Annotated in this window: 14 protein-coding genes; 7 read left to right on the top strand and 7 right to left on the bottom strand. The window is 44.7% G+C overall.

All coding sequences use genetic code 11. From position 1 onward, the window contains the following. Positions 1–175: 175 nt before the first annotated feature. Together K4039_RS05985 and K4039_RS05980 are read right to left on the bottom strand one after the other, a co-directional pair. Positions 176–1,177 carry a homogentisate phytyltransferase gene (locus K4039_RS05985; protein ID WP_265234226.1) on the bottom strand — a complete coding sequence of 334 codons (1,002 nt, stop codon included), beginning with the start codon at positions 1,175–1,177 and terminating at the stop codon, positions 176–178. Positions 1,178–1,317: 140 nt separating this feature from the next. Next, positions 1,318–2,229, bottom strand: coding sequence for a methyltransferase domain-containing protein (locus tag K4039_RS05980; RefSeq protein ID WP_265234225.1), 912 nt, complete (start codon positions 2,227–2,229; stop codon positions 1,318–1,320). 217 nt (positions 2,230–2,446) lie between these two features. Here K4039_RS05980 and K4039_RS05975 point away from each other — a divergent pair, with 217 nt between their 5' ends. Both K4039_RS05975 and K4039_RS05970 read left to right on the top strand, forming a co-directional pair. Further along, on the top strand, positions 2,447–3,781 hold the full coding sequence (locus K4039_RS05975; protein WP_265234223.1) for a TrkH family potassium uptake protein: 1,335 nt from the start codon (positions 2,447–2,449) through the stop codon (positions 3,779–3,781). A gap of 138 nt (positions 3,782–3,919) precedes the next feature. Beyond that, the gene (locus K4039_RS05970; RefSeq protein WP_265234222.1) at positions 3,920–4,615 is read left to right on the top strand and encodes a TrkA family potassium uptake protein; all 696 of its coding nucleotides are present in this window, start codon (positions 3,920–3,922) and stop codon (positions 4,613–4,615) included. Positions 4,616–4,995: 380 nt separating this feature from the next. Here K4039_RS05970 and K4039_RS05965 read toward each other — a convergent pair whose 3' ends face one another. Further along, positions 4,996–5,265 carry a hypothetical protein gene (locus tag K4039_RS05965; protein WP_265234221.1) on the bottom strand — a complete coding sequence of 90 codons (270 nt, stop codon included), beginning with the start codon at positions 5,263–5,265 and terminating at the stop codon, positions 4,996–4,998. A gap of 98 nt (positions 5,266–5,363) precedes the next feature. Then, positions 5,364–5,666, bottom strand: coding sequence for a hypothetical protein (locus K4039_RS05960; protein ID WP_265234220.1), 303 nt, complete (start codon positions 5,664–5,666; stop codon positions 5,364–5,366). A 375-nt stretch (positions 5,667–6,041) separates the two neighbouring features. Here K4039_RS05960 and K4039_RS05955 point away from each other — a divergent pair, with 375 nt between their 5' ends. Then, the gene (locus K4039_RS05955) at positions 6,042–7,991 is read left to right on the top strand and encodes a hypothetical protein (protein ID WP_265234219.1); all 1,950 of its coding nucleotides are present in this window, start codon (positions 6,042–6,044) and stop codon (positions 7,989–7,991) included. A gap of 253 nt (positions 7,992–8,244) precedes the next feature. Here the strand turns inward: K4039_RS05955 and K4039_RS05950 are convergent, their stop codons facing one another. Next, positions 8,245–8,925 (bottom strand): class I SAM-dependent methyltransferase, encoded by a 681-nt coding sequence (locus K4039_RS05950; RefSeq protein ID WP_265234218.1) that lies wholly within the window; start codon positions 8,923–8,925, stop codon positions 8,245–8,247. A gap of 129 nt (positions 8,926–9,054) precedes the next feature. Then, positions 9,055–10,233 carry a glycosyltransferase family 2 protein gene (locus K4039_RS05945; RefSeq protein ID WP_265234217.1) on the bottom strand — a complete coding sequence of 393 codons (1,179 nt, stop codon included), beginning with the start codon at positions 10,231–10,233 and terminating at the stop codon, positions 9,055–9,057. 159 nt (positions 10,234–10,392) lie between these two features. Here K4039_RS05945 and K4039_RS05940 point away from each other — a divergent pair, with 159 nt between their 5' ends. The 3 genes from K4039_RS05940 (at position 10,393) to glcD (ending at position 13,225) form a co-directional block, all read left to right on the top strand. Further along, entirely contained in the window at positions 10,393–10,785 is a 393-nt protein-coding gene (locus K4039_RS05940) for a transporter (protein ID WP_265234216.1), read from the top strand. Positions 10,786–10,851: 66 nt separating this feature from the next. Further along, positions 10,852–11,736 carry a DUF6671 family protein gene (locus tag K4039_RS05935; protein ID WP_265234215.1) on the top strand — a complete coding sequence of 295 codons (885 nt, stop codon included), beginning with the start codon at positions 10,852–10,854 and terminating at the stop codon, positions 11,734–11,736. Between the two features lie 13 nt (positions 11,737–11,749). After that, positions 11,750–13,225, top strand: coding sequence for a glycolate oxidase subunit GlcD (gene glcD, locus K4039_RS05930; RefSeq protein WP_265234214.1), 1,476 nt, complete (start codon positions 11,750–11,752; stop codon positions 13,223–13,225). Between the two features lie 59 nt (positions 13,226–13,284). Here the strand turns inward: glcD and K4039_RS05925 are convergent, their stop codons facing one another. Next, positions 13,285–15,195 (bottom strand): PAS domain S-box protein, encoded by a 1,911-nt coding sequence (locus K4039_RS05925; RefSeq protein ID WP_265234213.1) that lies wholly within the window; start codon positions 15,193–15,195, stop codon positions 13,285–13,287. Between the two features lie 451 nt (positions 15,196–15,646). Here K4039_RS05925 and purH point away from each other — a divergent pair, with 451 nt between their 5' ends. Beyond that, positions 15,647–17,188 (top strand): bifunctional phosphoribosylaminoimidazolecarboxamide formyltransferase/IMP cyclohydrolase, encoded by a 1,542-nt coding sequence (gene purH, locus K4039_RS05920; protein ID WP_265234212.1) that lies wholly within the window; start codon positions 15,647–15,649, stop codon positions 17,186–17,188. The last annotated feature ends 72 nt before the right edge of the window (positions 17,189–17,260 follow it).

Here is a 17,260-nt window from a genome sequence, read left to right as displayed (position 1 = left end):
GAGTTCGCTAACTTGTCATTACCAACTTATTTCAATCTGTTAACTATTCCTTCTTTCTTCCCTCAACCTCTTTAAATTCGTTAAATTTATTAAAGTGATTACAAAAAGGGTTCTGAAATGACCTCCATGAAATCCGTTACATCCCGTACATTGCTCGCTGCCGAACTTCCTTCTTTTATCCTAACAAACAAGCAGCGGGAAAAATCAAATATTCTAAGAAAAACAACTTCCAGATAAACTGATAAAAATCGGCAATTTCTTTCTGCTCGTCCAAATTAACTTTGACACTCCAAAACCACATCAAACCCAAAGCCACGAAATGAGCAACTGCCAGAAATACTAAATTAACATTAGACAATGTGACTACTCCGGCTAAAGTCGCGCCCAAATAGCAAACCGTCAACACCCAGCGAGACAAATTAAAGACAGCCGGTTTGCCCAGCTCGATCGTAAACGTAGTAATATTGTATTGCTTGTCGCCCTCCATGTCAGGGATATCTTTGAAAATGGCGATCGCAAAAGTAAACACAATCACAAACACCGTCAGCACCCAAACTTCCGCCGGAATTGCCAAAGACGCGCTATCCAAACTCCAGCCAGAGAAAGCGTTTTTCGCCTTTCCCAAGCCCAAAACCCAATTAAAGTGCAGAAACAGACCTAAATTGACGATCGCCCCACGCACCGTAAAAATGCACAGCGCCGCCCAAAAAGGAAACCGTTTCAGCCGAATTGGCGGCAGAGAATAAGCAGTCCCGATTACCAAACTCACCCCAACTGTAGCCAGCAAAAACGGGCCTTGTAAAATAGCAGTCACAACTGCTAGGATTCCGGTTACACTTACAATTAATTCGCCAGTTTTGCGAGAAAACGCTCCAGAGGCGATCGGCAAATACGGCTTATTAATCTGATCAATTTCAACATCTTCTAACTGGTTCAATCCCACAATATAAATATTGCCACAAATGCAAGCCAACCAGGCAAAAGCTAGTGGCAGAAATATCGGATTCGCAAAGGAACTGGTGCTTTGGGCGATCGCGTACAAAGCCATTACACTCAACGTAGTCCCGATAATCGTATGCGGCCGAGCAAACTCCCAAAATGCCCTCACCCAGCTTTGCGGAGCCGAGCCATTTTTATCTTTATCAATCCCAGACTTACCAATCGAATCGTTTTCCATAAATCCTACAAACGCACCAAAAATAATATTAAGTAAGGTGTAAATTATCCACCTTACTTAATTGAACTTGCAGCCAGAAATACCCTCTTCCTTCTTCCCTCTTCCCTCTTCCTTCTTCCTTCTTCCCTCTTCCTTCTGATTTATTTTACAGCACAAATCAGCCCGAAACGAATCAATCCGCTCTGATATCCCCTGCTCATTAATCCGAGAGCAAGAGCAGCTTGAATAGTCGTCCAACCGCTCGTCAGCAAACCCCAAATTGCGCTCGGAGTCAAAGCAGAATCGATCACCACATCCCAAAACGGAGCAACTGCTTTTGACCAATCAGCGCTGCGAATACTTGTAAAAGGCAAACTGCGGACAATTTCCTCATATTCCGGCAAAGAAATCACGTAAGGCAAAGCATAAACCCGGTAAATTTCTGCCAATTCCTTTCTCTCTGCATCAGTTAATTCTCCCGCCGTTTCTCCCACCGGGCGGTGACACCAAGTTGCTAACATCAAAGTTCCTCCCGGCTTGAGCACGCGACAGCATTCCTGCAAAAATTTAATTTTGTCGGGCATATGTTCGCCACTTTCGAGTGACCAAACCAAGTCGAAGGACCCGTCAGGAAAAGGCATATTTAAAGCATCTGCTACCAAAAAGTTAACATTACTTTCCAGTCCAGCGATTTTAGCACGTTCGATCGCTCTATTGGCCTGTACCGGACTCAGCGTAATGCCGGTGGCTGTCACCCGATCGACCCCACCATCCGACTTTAAATTATTTTGCGCGATCGAACCAAACTTTTCGGTTAAATACAGCGTACTGCCACCAATCCCGCAACCGACATCCAAAATGCGGTAAGGTTCACAGAGTGCCTGATTTGACGGCACTCCAGCCCAACCCAGCAGTTCTTCGATCAAATCTATCTGAGCCTGTCGGCGCTCTTTTTTCAAATTGCCATCTGCGCCGTAGTAGCCGTGGTGCATATGTTCGCCCCACACCTGCTCCCACAAACCGCTAGAAGCGTCGTAGAGTTCCTGAATTTGCTGGTAAAGTGTTGATGTCATCGCACGATCGCAAGTTATTAAAGGAATTCTACCGTTATTTTCCCGATGTTGTCATCTTTTCCGGTTTTGGGCGATCGCACAAAACCGCAAACAGATATCGATTTGCAGATCCCCTCTCAAATCGCCAATCAAAAAAATCGATTTATCGATTTGCAGATCCCCTCTCAAATCGCCAATCAAAAAAATCCAAAATCCCCAATCTAAAATCTAAAATCGAATGACTGTCTCGCGAACCATTTGCTTGGGCTTTCTCGCCGTCATTATCCTAGGTGCTCTATTACTGATGATGCCCTTTTCCACAAGTGATGGAACTTGGAGCGATCCAGTCACAGCAATCTTTACCTCTACTTCCGCTGTCTGCGTCACAGGCTTGTCGGTTGTGGATGTCGGAAAATATTACTCTTTTTGGGGGCAACTGTGCCTAGTTTTATTGGTGCAAATAGGAGGCTTGGGCTACATGACAGCCACAACCTTCTTGCTACTGTTATTGGGCCGCCGCTTTGGCTTAAAAGACAAAATTGCCCTGCAACAATCACTTGACAAATCCGGGCTAGCCGGCGTAGTGCAACTCGTGCAGTCAATTCTAGCAACAACCGTTTTGTTTGAATTAACTGGAGTTTTTTTGCTAATGTCCGTTTTTGTCCCAGAATACGGATTTAAAGACGGTCTCTGGTCTGCCGTATTCCACAGCGTTAATGCCTTTAACAACGCCGGCTTTAGCCTCTACTCAGATAGTTTTACTCGCTACGTCAGTTCGCCTCTGATTAACTTCACAGTCACCGGTTTAATCATATTTGGGGGAATCGGTTATCAAGTAATTATGGAAATGTACCTGTGGCTGCGCGCTCGCTTCAACAAAAGCCCGGTATGCACAGTTTTTTCCCTAAACTTCAAAGTTGTTACCAGTACCACTGTTGCCCTTTTAATTTTAGGAACGCTAATCTTTTTGGTACTGGAATACAACAATCCGGCAACTTTCGGTTCTCTGAATTTTCCGCAAAGGGTAATGGCAGCTTGGTTTCAATCTGTTACTCCCCGCACGGCGGGGTTTAATACAATTGACATTGGCAAAATGAGCGACGCAGCGCTATTTATAACGATCGCCCTAATGTTTATCGGTGCCAGTCCCGGCAGCACCGGCGGCGGCATCAAAACCACAACTTTTAGGATCTTGTTTAGCTGTACCGCAGCAGTTCTCGAAGGCCAGGAAGATGTGCAGTGCTATCAGCGTCAAATCCCGCCAGCAATGATTTTGAAAACCATTAGCGTAGTCTTCGGTTCCCTATTAGTCACCTTCACATCTGCAATTTTAATTCAGCTAACCAATCCCGAACTAGACTTTATCAAAGTTTTGCTTGAAGCCGTGTCAGCTTTTGCCACTGTCGGTCTTTCCGCAGGGATTACAGCTAAGATTTCAGTGCTAGGCAAGTTGGTTTTGATTGCTACAATGTACATAGGTCGGGTTGGGGTGCTGTTGCTGATGAGTGCCGCTGTCGGCGACCCCAAACCCAGAGCTTTTAAATATGTTGAGGAAAGTTTGTTAGTTGGATAAAAAATTTGCCTTATTGCTGATAATCTAAACAATGGGTGACAACCCAAATCAACTTTTACTATTTACCTAAAAATCAAAAGGAGGCGGCGCTGTCTTTGCTACAATTTAAACAGCAAGACGCTCAGCGCTGGATATTCAGTGAACCTGTCATCTTTGAATTTTTTTAGCGGTTTGCGCGCCGAAAACAAGCAGTTTGCCGTTATTGGTTTGGGACGCTTCGGCAAAGCTGTGTGTTCGACCTTGCATGACTTGGGTTACGAAGTCCTCGGGGTTGACACCGACGAAAAAAAAGTAACTCAAGCTTTGAACGATCGTATAGCTGCTCACGTTGTGCAGTTAGATTCTACTGAGCCTAGCGCTCTTAGGGGAGCGGGTATATTTGAATTTGAAACAGTGATTGTGGCGATCGGCAATTACCTAGCAGAAAGCATTACCACCACCCTAAATCTTAAGGAAGGCGGGGTAACTCACGTAATAGCCAAAGCTTCCTCGGAAACTCATTTGAAAATTTTGAAAAAAGTCGGCGCCGATCATGTAGTTTTTCCCGAACGAGAAATGGGCTGCTCTTTGGCTCGGATTCTTACAAAACCCAGCATTTTAGAACGCTTTGACCTCGACCCAGATCACAGCATTGTCGAGTTGCTCGTTCCTGAAAAGTTTGACGGCAAAACCATTGCCGATTTGGATCTCCGGCGCCGGTACGGTTTGAACTTGCTAGCAGTTGGTCGCGCCGACAAGTTCGAGATCAATCCCCAGCCAAACGAACGCTTGAAAAACGGCGAAGTGATGGTAGTAATTGGTTCTAATAAAGATATCAATCGCTTGCCAATTTAACATCTCGCCATTTGACTTGCTCGATATGTAGGGTGCGCATTGCGCACCTTATATTATGTGCGATCGAACAACCACATTGATCTTATAAATTTTCAACCGAAATATCTAAGGATCGCGCATTAAATAATTCACACAAGTTTATGGGGTGTCCCGCCCTTTCTGCCCTTTCTGGACGGGCGGGACATCCCACAATCACAATTTAAATTGTAAGTGATTTAATTCGCGATCCTAAATTGAATTTTACCAATGCTGGGGTTGCTTTTGCAGTTGCAGATTCCTCTGAAAACACAACCGAAACAATCACCAAAAGCGAATTTTTTCCAGGAAGTAGAAGCACCCGTGAACCCTCCCCCAACTTGAGGATCGCTAGCCCTGAGAATTCAGTCTACTTTCAAAATATCTTGCAGGTAAGCTTTGCCCAAAACCAGCACCGCCAAGACTAGAGCGAGTTCAACAGGCCAAGGACACACCGCGAAAAACCAAATTAACGAACACACCCCAATAATTGCAGCTATGGGAGCCGGAATCCCGTCTAGCGTTTTGTTATCAGTCCCAGCAGTCACCAGCCCAGCAATCAAGCAGAGCGTAAACGGAATTAAGCAACTTGCGATCATGGTTTTTACCCCATCAATTTTTTTTACATATGGCATCTGAGCATATTGTAACGATACCTCAAAGATTCGGAAATGTACCATTAATTCTGATAAAATTTAATGTTAGGTAATTGATCCGCTGTGGCAAGACTTGTTTAATTTTTAGCTTTGACTCTCTCCGAAGGCATAAAGTAGCTCCGCTGAAGGCAGAATTTGGGAATTTTGCTTTCGGCAGAAGTAATGATGCTCCCACGCCGTAAAACGGCAGAAAAGCCCGCCCTACGAGGGCGAATCCAACGAAGAGGATCGCTTTGATCCGGCAGACTCAACAGCCGACGAAAATCAGTAAAATGCGATCGCCCCGCTAGCCTTTCCCTCGATCGAACAACAGAGGAGATTGCTGTTCGGGCGATCGACTTTTTTGTGTTCGAGTGTGCGATCGGTCTTTTCTTCCCCATCTCTAACTTAAAAATAAATTCCCAAGCGATTAACCGCCTTTTTTCCCACCATTAATTAATATAAATAATCCACAATACAATAGTTCGGACAGTTTTTTAACGGCCCTGTAAGCCGAGGGCGAGGAAGCCCTGCCATTTTTAACGCATTTTAGGAAACTTAGCGCTGCACTTAAACCTTGAAATAATAGTCCACAATATAGCCAGTCTGGGTTGCGGACACTCGACTAGATCTAAAACTGTCCGAAGTATTGACAATAAATTGACGATAATAACACCGTATTGTATAATCAAAAACGCTCCAGAGCAAAACCGCAAATACTTGACAACTAATCACTTCAAAAGTTAACTATTTAATAGATAAAACTCCTACGAGCAATGATGTCATACCTCATCTCATTTTCCTACGGTATTTGCCTGCTACTATCCCTCATAGGTTGGGGAAAAGTCCTCAACCACATCCTGTTTCCCAACCAGCGAATTGACTGGGGACAAAGAGCCGCTTGGGGTCTAGCTTTTAGCGTTATAATTGGCGGCATCTTAAATGCAACCTGGACTATTTCCCAAACCACAATTCTAATTTTTTTAGGTTTAGGACTCATTTACTGTCTAGTAGATTTAGTAAATCATAGACAATTAATTATTAGCAATATCTTGCAGCTATTTCAAGAATGCCGCCAAGATAAAATCATCTTAGCAGGCATTGCCATAGTTAGTCTACTGATTTTAATCCAATATGCTGGATGGCTTTATACAGGTAGACTCAACTTTGCAAACATGGTCTATGCTGACGGATTTAATACCAGCGACGACTACCACGCCTACTTAGTATTTCCCCACAAAATGCTGCAACTCGGTTCGATGGGTCCAGACCCTTTCAGCGAACGAAGAATAACATCTTTGGGTGGGCAATCATTTCTCCATACATTGATTTTAAGCGGGCTTTCCGACACTAATTTAAACCTCATCGACCCCGCTTTGCCCCTGATAATTACTGTCGGACTAATTCTGGGATTTTTCAAAGAAAATACAGCCTCAACCAAACGGATCTTATTCACTATTTTATTCTTGCTTTTGATTGCAGTTCCCAAAGCTAATACTACAAGTATGATGCTGCCAGTCGCATTATTTGTAAGTTTGTTTAGGACGCTTGATAGCAAAGAAATAGAGCGCAACCATTGGGCGGCAAATGCTTGTATATTAGCTTTAATTGGTGCGGCACTTTGTGCCTTAAAATCATCCCTAATTCCCGCCTGTGTCTTTCTGTTGGCAGCGAGCTACATTTTCTCCTTTTTTAGCTCTCAATCAAAACAAAAAATTGTACTTGAATTAGTGCTGACAACAGTGTTAGTCGGAATATTTCTGTTGCCTTGGATGATTTCTATGTATCAATCGTCAGGCACTTTAATGTATCCTCTTTTAGGAAAAGGCTATCACGCCTCCGCCTACGGCATTACCTTCAAATCAGGTTCGACACTATTGGGTACTGCTAAAACTGCGATCGCATCTTTCCGAGGCATTTACATTATTATACTGATATTGCTCGGCTGTTTGAGCTTGAGCATCCGACCTCTAAATTTTGGCAATTTACCCGAAAAACCCTCGTTCTCGAACCGCCAAGCAGTTTTATCTATGACAATTGCAGCGGGATTGGCGACAATTGCTGTAGGCATACTTACTGAAAATGCTGACCCTTTTCGCTATTCGTTTTCTCACCTTTTCCCAGCAATTTTAATATTGATCACGGTAGCAATGACCGACACGGGAGCATTAAATAAAAACGGAGTAGCCAACTTTTTTATTGTTGCTGTATTTTGTGCCGGGTTGGCAATTAGCTATGACTGGGCTCTCACTAAACAGACTTATTCAGCTTATGTGAAAAATATTCAATTTGGGCTAACAAATCCATCGTTAGTTACAGCAAAGCAAAAGTCGCAGTACGTAGCAATGCAGGAGTCTGTGCCACAGGGAGAAACAGTTTTAACAAGATTAGATGCACCTTTTATCCTCGATTTCAAACGCAATCAAATTTTCCTAGCAGACTGGCCGGGGGGAGCGAGTTTGCCTCCCGGTATGCCTGCATTCAAAGGCCCTGAAGCCTTGGCAAACTATTTAGTTTCAAAATCTATTCGATACATAGCTTATTCGTCTTGGAGTCTCAATCATCCCGCAGATGTAGATACTTCGGGGCCTGGATTGTCATCTTGGTTTCGACTGCAAGCACAACTCTCTCACGACTTTCGGGATAACGTGCAGGAACTTGCAAAAACTCGAAAAAAACTTTATGAAGACGGAGAAAATTTTGTGCTGGATTTGGGAACTAAATGATCAAGTAAAGTGCCTAGTGAGTTGACAGTTGACAGTTGACAGCTTGCACGTTCGCGTAGTCGAAGTGTTATATCATGTCCGGTCAATTAACCGTAATATGGTAGTACCGCCGTATCGAGGAGATAACTCAATAGGGTTGATTTAAGATTGTCCGAAGAGAGGAACGAAGCAATCGCAGTGTGTATTTTTCATAGGTTTTCCCTGTTGGAATCTCTGATCCCAAGCGTATTGCGAGATCAACTCGGACATGATATCAAAGGGGATTTTTTACATAAAATAGGAGATTGGATATCAATCCGAGAAGCCGGAAATGTCTGGTAGAAACTTGAGCATCTGCTGGCAGCATCTTTAACACATCTTTCTCGGATAAAAGGTTGAGATTCTCCTCTTTGGCGAAAAAGTGCTTGCCGAGCAATCTCAACAAAGCTCGAAACCAAGAGGCGGGAAACCAGTGTATTAGGGGAACAGCAGTGTGAAATTCTACTGGATACCAGCGGTTGGGAGTGGTGATGCAGCAAGTTTTGCCGACGCGGCAAAGTTCCCGAATAAAAGCTTTTTGCTGAGTCCTATTGCCGACGTGTTCGATTACGGCAAAACTCACGACTAAATCAAAACTTTTGTCGGGAAATGGTAAAGTTAACCCGTCAGAACGGACGTATTTTAAACCGGGATATTCTTGTTCTAAAAAGGCAGCATCTTCCATGCCGACTGCGGTAATTTTTTGAGGGTACGGATAGAGTTTTTCAAAGAAATTGCAATCTTCGCGGCGGTCGGAAGTTACTCCTACATCCAGCACAGTTGTGTCGCCGCTGGGATTGGCTAATGCCATCAGCAAATCGAACATTTTTTGGCGGGCGTACCAAGATAGTTTAGTTGCGAAACCGCCTAGTTTTGGGCCAATATACTCGCTGGAGTTTTTTTCGGTTACTGTCATAGGATTTGAGGTTTTGGATGTACTGGCAACATGGGTAAATCCTGATTTTTATCGACAGATTTAACACAGCCTTTTAGCTATTCAAATCATCTTTATGAAAGTTGTAACAAGATTTGAGATTTAATTATTTTATCTGCGCTTCAAGCCCAGCACGCTGAGAAAAAAGCTGGACAGAACCATCTGTAAACCTACTGTCAGGCAAGTGAGCGAAGGAATAACTAAACGGAGAGTTTTAGAAGGGTCTAGAGAACCGAAAGCTGTATCGCTCCAGATAGTTAATGACAAGAACGAGCCAACTATTCCGATTAATATTAGCGTGACTCCGAATATTAATCCTGTCTCTAGGGTGACATAGCGAAATATTTTGTTGAGTTTGGGGTCTTCGGGCAGCAGTTTCTCGCTGATGGCGAAAACTTTGGTGAAGAAGGCGAAAGTTACTGCTTGAAAACCGACGATAATTGCGATCGCAGCATACAGCAGTGTATTTACATCAAAGTTGATACTCCCGATTTTTTGAGTACCGGGCAACAGCCAAATGCTAACAATTAGACCCAAAATCATCAGGGCTGCACCGGGATACAGAAACAACCACCGGGGACTGTACAGCAGCAAAAATCTGAGGTGCCGCCAGCCATCTCGCCAAGTTCGCAGGTGCGGTGGCCTGGTGCGGCCGTCGGGAGAGAGTACCGTTGGGACTTCAGTGATTCCCAACTTGTACAGAGATGCCTTGACAACCATTTCGCTGGCAAATTCCATACCCGTTGTTTGCAAGTCGAGTTTCAAAATTGAGTCTCTCCTAAAACCCCGCAATCCGCAGTGAAAATCCCCGGCGGGACTTGAAAAGAATAACTGTCCAACCCATGTCAGCACGGGATTTCCTAAATATCTGTGCAGCGGTGGCATTGCCCCCGGTTTGATGCCTCCTTGAAAGCGGTTTCCCATGACTAAATCACAGCCTCCCCGCAATTTTTCGACAAAGGCGCCGAGGTTGGAAAAGTCGTAGCTGTCGTCAGCGTCGCCCATGATAATATAAACTCCGCGCGCTGCGATGATGCCCCCCATCAGGGCGCTGCCGTAGCCTTTGGCTGCTACGGGTACGACTCGCGCCCCCATTCTGGTAGCGATATCTTGAGAACCGTCAGTGCTGCCGTTGTCTGCTATGATTACTTCGCCGGCAATATCAAGTTCGCGCAGAGACTTCTGCGCCTTCTCGATACAGATTTCTAAAGTTTCTGCTTCGTTGAGGCAGGGCATGAGTATCGAGAGTTCGAGAGTGTATTCCCCGCTGGCGTTGGTCTGCTCTGCCATATGTTTGTTTTACTGTTGCTGGCGATCGACAATACTTACTTTTCCAGTATGTATGCTTAAATTATTAGTGGTGAAGAAAACTCAACAAAACTTAATTAAAGTTTTCCAGGTTTTTGGGAATGGCAATTTTTGCTTGTAGTAATATAGGTTAGTGAACTTATGAATAGAGGCGTTTTTCTGGTTTTGCTCGCTGCTATTTTGTGCAGTGTGGTGGGTCAATTTAGTCTGAAAGCAGGAGCAAAAATCTTAGGGCCCATTGGCGCTGCTAATTTAGTGGAAAAAGTGCTCGCAATGGCAACTCAGCCTTTGATAGTTGCAGGCCTGTGTTTGTATGCAGTTTCTTCGATCGGCTTTATCGTAGTTTTGTCTCGCGCCAACATTAGCATAGTCTCGCCTTTGCTGTCAATTAGTTACTTGTTTACTGTTTTGGGCGGTAAAATTGTATTCCATGAACCTTTGCCACCGCTGCGGTTGGTAGGCGTGGGGCTAATTATGACGGGAGTAATTTTTGTACTCAGAGGTCAAGCTGGGGGAGTGGCTGGAGGTAATTAATACCATTTGAGATTTGAAATTTATCGGGGTGTATCTGAGTCTTGTGTTATGAAATGATGCTGCTCTATGTCGAATATTTCTGAGTATGTGAATTGCAGTGAATTATTAATAAATCGCACGGCTGTTCTTGCTACGATGCACCAAAAAGAACGGGTGATTGCTCCTATTTTGGAACGAGAATTAGGCGTAACAATCCTAGTACCTGCGGATTTTGATACTGACATCTTCGGCACCTTCACCAGAGAAGTTAAACGTTTAGGTACTCAAATAGAAGCAGCACGGTTGAAAGCAGAAAAAGCTCTAGAGATTGCGGGCGAAACTCTTGCTTTTGCTAGCGAAGGCACTTTCGGCCCTCATCCAATGATGCCGTATCTGGCAGCTAATAGAGAAATCGTAATTTTATTAGATCGAGACAACAATCTAGAACTAATCGGTGAATCTTTGTCGGTGGAAACTAATTACAGTCACCAGTTAGTTTCGAGTATAGAAGAAGCAGATAATTTTGCTAAACAAGCTGGATTTCCCGAACACGGAATGGTGGTTATAGTTGGCGAGGCAGGACTCGGTAATGGTGAAATTGTCAAGGGCATTACGACAGAAAAACAACTTTTTGATGCTGTATCAGCCGGCTTAAACAAGTCTTCAACTGGTCGAGTTCATGTCGAAACAGATATGCGGGCGATGTACAATCCAACTCGGATGAAAAATATCCAAAATGCAACTCTCGATTTAGTTAAAAAATTCCAGCAATTCTGCCCGGAGTGCGGTTGGCCGGGATTCGAGATTGCTGAGAGGAAAATCGGGTTGCCCTGCGGACTTTGCTATTTTCCGAGTCAGTTAGTGCGATCGACAATTTATCAATGCAAAAACTGCGGTTATACTAAAGAAGAACTGTTTCCCGACGGTCGAGAGACTGCCGATCCAGCTCAGTGTCAGTATTGCAACCCTTAAAATTAAGTTACTAATGATAGCCGTAGCAACCGAACGCAACTGGAAACCCGTTATTAAAGAATTTGAGGCTGTAGTCGGCAAAAACGGCGTAGTGCAGCGCCGTGAAGAATTGATTGTATACGAGTGCGACGGACTCGCCAGCTACCGCCAGCGCCCCGCCCTGGTGGTATTGCCACGAACTACCGAGGAAGTGGCAAATGCGGTCAAAATATGCGATCGCAATTCCATTCCCTGGGTAGCTAGAGGCGCAGGAACCGGGCTTTCCGGCGGCGCTTTACCCGTAGAAAACTGCGTGCTGATTGTCACAGCCCTGATGCGAAAAATCCTGAAAGTAGACTTAGAAAATCAGCAAGTAGTCGTACAACCGGGAGTAATTAATAACTGGGTAACGCAAGCAGTTAGCGGCGCAGGTTTCTACTATGCACCCGACCCTTCCAGTCAAATTATATGCTCGATTGGCGGCAACGTTGCCGAAAATTCTGGCGGCGTGCACTGCCTCAAATACGGAGTCACGACCAATCACGTTTTAGGATTAAAATTGGTACTTCCTGACGGTTCAATTGTCGATGTCGGCGGCGAAATTCCCGAAATGCCCGGTTACGATTTAACTGGTGTATTTGTCGGTTCCGAAGGCACTTTAGGAATCGCTACAGAAGTGACTCTGCGAATTCTGAAAGCGCCGGAATCGATTTGTGTTCTGTTAGCGGATTTTCCCAGCATTGAAGCAGCGGGCGAATCGGTTTCCGATATTATCAGCGCTGGGATTATTCCCGGCGGCATGGAAATCATGGACAATATCAGCATCAATGCTGTGGAAGATGTAGTAGCAACAGGATGTTATCCCCGCGATGCGGCGGCAATTTTACTGATAGAAATAGACGGTTTAGAAGTGGAAGTTGCTACGAATAAGCAGCGAATCGCTGATATTTGCAAGCAAAATGGAGCGCGAAATATCACTACGGCCCATGACTTGGAAACGCGGCTGAAAATTTGGAAAGGGCGGAAAGCTGCTTTTGCGGCGGCGGGTCATCTCAGCCCGGATTATTATGTGCAAGACGGCGTAATTCCGCGCACGCAAATGGCTTATGTTTTGAAAGAAATTGAGGGTTTGAGCGAGAAATACGGCTACCGAATTGCGAATGTATTTCACGCGGGAGATGGGAATTTGCACCCGCTGATTTTGTACGATAACTCGGTAAAAGGTGCGCTGGAAAAGGTGGAAGAATTGGGCGGAGAAATTCTCAGGCTGTGCGTGAAAGTCGGCGGCAGTCTTTCGGGGGAACACGGGATCGGTGCTGATAAGAAGTGTTTTATGCCGGATATGTTTTCGGAGGTAGATTTGGAGACGATGCAGTGGGTGCGTCATGTGTTTAATCCGAAAGGTTTGGCGAATCCTGGAAAGATGTTTCCGACGCCGAAAACTTGCGGGGAAGCGGCTAATGCCAAGGTTGAAACTATGAAGAAGTTGGAGGGTGTGGAGGTTTTTTAATTCCCCAGATGCAGACGGCGGTTTCAACCGCCGTCTGCATCTGCATCTACAAACAATTTTTATTGTGGGTAACTACACGAATGCGCGATCGGCATTTTGAGCATAAATTCCGTGCCCTTGCCCAATTCCGAAGTACAATATAATTCGCCGTTGTGTCTTTCTACAATAATTTGATAGCTAATAGATAAACCCATTCCCGTGCCTTTACCAACGGGTTTGGTAGTAAAAAATGTATCGAATATGCGCTGCTTGACTTCCTCAGTGATTCCCGGCCCGTTGTCCGCAATTTTGATTTCTACAAAATTCTCCGTAACTTCTGTGCAAATCTTAATCTGGCTGGGATTCTCACGCATTTCTTGAAAACTTCGCTGACTATTCCCATCACCTAAAGCATCGATCGCATTGCTGAGAATATTCATAAAAACTTGATTGAGCGGCCCCGCAAAACACTCCACAGGCGGTAAGTTTCCGTATTTTTTAACAATTTCAATTGGCCGCATTTCACCGTTTCCTTTCAAACGGTGATTTAGTATTAACAGCGTGCTGTCAATACCTTCATGGAGGTTGACGGGTTTCATCTGTGAATCGTCGTGCCGCGAAAAATTCTGCAACGACTGGACAATCTGGCAAATCCGCTCGATACCGACGCTCATTGAAGATACGATTTTGGGGAAATCTTCAACTAAAAAATCGAGCTCATTCTCTTCTATTTTTTGTTGAATTTCTGCAACTGGATTGGGATAGTGTTGTTGGTAAAGTTCGAGGTAATTAAACAAGTCTCTAGTATAATTTTTCAGGTGAGCAAGATTGCCGTGAATGAAGCTGACGGGGTTGTTGATTTCGTGAGCGACTCCGGCAATGAGCAATCCTAAACTAGACATTTTTTCACTCTGCACTAATTGAGAATGAGTCGCTTTGAGTTCGTCAATTGCTGCTGCTAGTTTAGCTGCTTGTTCTCTGCTTTGTGCTTCGGAATTTTGTAAGGCTTCCTCGGCTTTTTTGCGATCGGTGATGTCTCTCTGTACGCCGATAAAATGAGTTAATTTGCCTGTTCGATCGCGCACCGGAGATATTGAGAAACAATTCCAGAAAGCGGTTCCGTCTTTGCGGTAATTCTTTAATATTACCTTGCATTCGCTCTCTGTTTGTAAGGCTTGGCGAATTATTTCTACTGCTGCGGGATCGGTGTCGCTTCCGTACAAAAATCGGCAGTTTTTTCCGAGAATTTCTGGCCGCCGATAACCTGTCATGTTTTCAAAGGCGGGATTGCAGTAAATAATCGGATGTTCGGGATTAGTGGCGTCAGAAATCGTAACTCCGGTGCTGGTAGCTGCCATAGCCCGATCGTACAACCAAAGTATTTCTTCGGCGCGCTTGCGATCGGTAATGTCCCGCAGCGTCGCTAAATAAGCCATTTCTCCTTCCCATTCCGTTTCCACCAACCGCATTTCTACCACAGCATTTTCTTGCTGCTTGCGAATAACTTTAACTTCTGTTTGCACGACACGAATTCCTGCTGTAGCTACTTTGCCAATTTGGGGAATAATATCTGCATTCATCTCCAGATCGCAAGCAGAACATTCTACTAGCAAACCACCAAAAAATTCTTGACCTAAAAGTTCCTCCGCTGTGCAGTTGAACAGCGCTTCTGCTGACTGGTTTACAAAAGACACAAGTCCGAATTTGTTGACAATTGCCATGCCGTCTGCATTCTTTTCGATCGCATTCCGAAACCGAGATTCGCTAGCTTTCAAATCCTGCTTTAGCTGTTCTATTGCTCGCTGCATCTGCTGCATTTCGCACAAACTCAGACTGTAAGCTTCTGAAATGTTGGTCTGTGTCGAATTCTCGGTTATGTTTTGGGGCATCTCTTGATAGTTTGTTCGATCGGTGAGGTTGTTAGCAGTTTGTTTCGGCCTACTGCTAATATTACTGAGCTTCTTTTCTGAATCTGCTTCTTGAAAAAACATATTTGAACCTGCTATTTTTTTATTAAGATATCGCTCTCGCCCAATTTTTCCACTAATTTAGGGATAGAACAATTTATAACCGATGCTAGCACATCAATTTGATAATTAATCCTAAAATATCCTTAAGATTCTAGAGCGATCGCCATCGAATTATCTATTACACTTGAGTAAGTAATTTCAACAGCATCGGCCCTGGCGCGGGACACGGCAGTTAAGGGGAAAGATGGCTTCAATCCCGCTGACAGCGGACAATCTAACAGGATCGACGCGCCCGTTATAAATATTTATAATCAACTGCAAAAAAAAATATTTTCTAAAAAAATATGCTGCCAACAAGCCAAGTCATCTTTAGATAATGTAATCATAGTCAAAAACTACCAAATTATTCCCCTACCGCCAGATTTGATATAGAATATAACCTGTCTATTTTTGCGATCGCAATTTCAAACCAATGGCACGTCTAGCACTTCTGAGCGTATCCAACAAAACCGGGCTAATCGACTTAGCGCGCAGTCTAGTAGAAGAATTTGAATTTGACATAATTAGCAGCGGCGGGACAGCAAGCGCCCTCAAAGAAGCGGGAATCCCCGTCACCAAAGTTGCGGAATATACTGGTTCTCCCGAAATTTTGGGCGGGCGAGTCAAAACACTTCATCCGCGAATCCACGGAGGTATTTTAGCGCGCCGCGATGTAGCGCAAGATATCGCAGATTTAGCCGAAAATCAAATTCGGGCGATCGATCTAGTTGTAGTGAATTTGTATCCGTTTGAACAGACAATTGCTAAACCGGGAGTAACCCTAGCAGACGCAATTGAACAAATCGATATCGGCGGGCCGGCGATGCTGAGGGCTTCAGCTAAAAACCACGCTCATTTGACAGTTTTGTGCAATCCTGACCAGTACAATACTTATTTAGCAGAACTGCGACAAAACGGCGGGGAAGCATCCTTAGAGTTTCGGCAAAAGCGCGCGCTAGAAACATTTGAACATACAGCAAACTACGATCGCGCGATCGCCAATTATCTCAGCAACCAATCCGCAGCATCGCAGCTACCACAGGAGTTTAGTGTATCAGGTACAGAGTTGCAAACACTCCGCTACGGCGAAAACCCCCACCAAGCCGCCACCTGGTATCAAAGCGGAACTACACCGACAGGCTGGACAACTAGCACCATCCTGCAAGGTAAAGAATTAAGCTACAATAATTTAGTAGATTTAGAAGCAGCAAGACGGCTGATTGTAGAATTTCCAGAGACTCCCGCCGCCGCTATTCTGAAGCATACAAATCCTTGCGGCACAGCCTTGGGATCAACTATTTCCGAAGCCTATCAAAAAGCCTTCGACACCGATTCAGTCTCAGCTTTCGGTGGCATTGTCGCCCTCAATCGCCCGATTGATGCTGCTACCGCAACGGCGTTAACTAAGACATTTTTAGAGTGTATTGTCGCCCCAGGCTGCGAACCGGAAGCGGAAGCAATTATCAAGAAAAAGGCGAAAGTTAGAGTATTAATTTTGCCAGATTTGACTCAAGGCCCAGCACAAACTGTGAAAGTAATCGCAGGCGGTTTGCTGGTGCAAGACTCGGATAATGTAGTAGAAGAAACTAGCAAATGGCGCGCAGTTACTGAGAAGCAGCCGACGGCTGAAGAGTTGGCAGAATTGCTGTTTGCTTGGAAGGTAGCGAAACACGTTAAGTCTAATGCGATCGTTGTAACGCGCGATCGCACTACAATCGGTGTCGGCGCGGGACAAATGAACCGCGTGGGATCGGTTAAACTAGCATTGGAACAAGCGGGAGAGAAGAGTAAAGGAGCGATTTTGGCCAGCGACGGCTTCTTCCCCTTCGATGATTCGGTAAAAACGGCTGCTGAGGCTGGCATAATTGCGATCGTCCAACCGGGAGGTAGTATGCGCGATAAAGATTCCATTGAGGCGGCTAACCAACTCGGAATCACAATGATGTTTACCGATATCCGCCACTTCTTGCATTAGGAATAATACCCTATAGTAGGGACACAACACTGTTGTGTCCTTCCAGAATTGCTTCCCAAATTGCGTCCTTTA

It is taken from the genome of Lyngbya sp. CCAP 1446/10 (assembly GCF_026130175.1).
GTDB lineage: Bacteria > Cyanobacteriota > Cyanobacteriia > Cyanobacteriales > Microcoleaceae > Microcoleus.
Note: the sequence above shows the minus strand (reverse complement) of the source record. Positions and strands in the feature narration are given on the sequence as shown.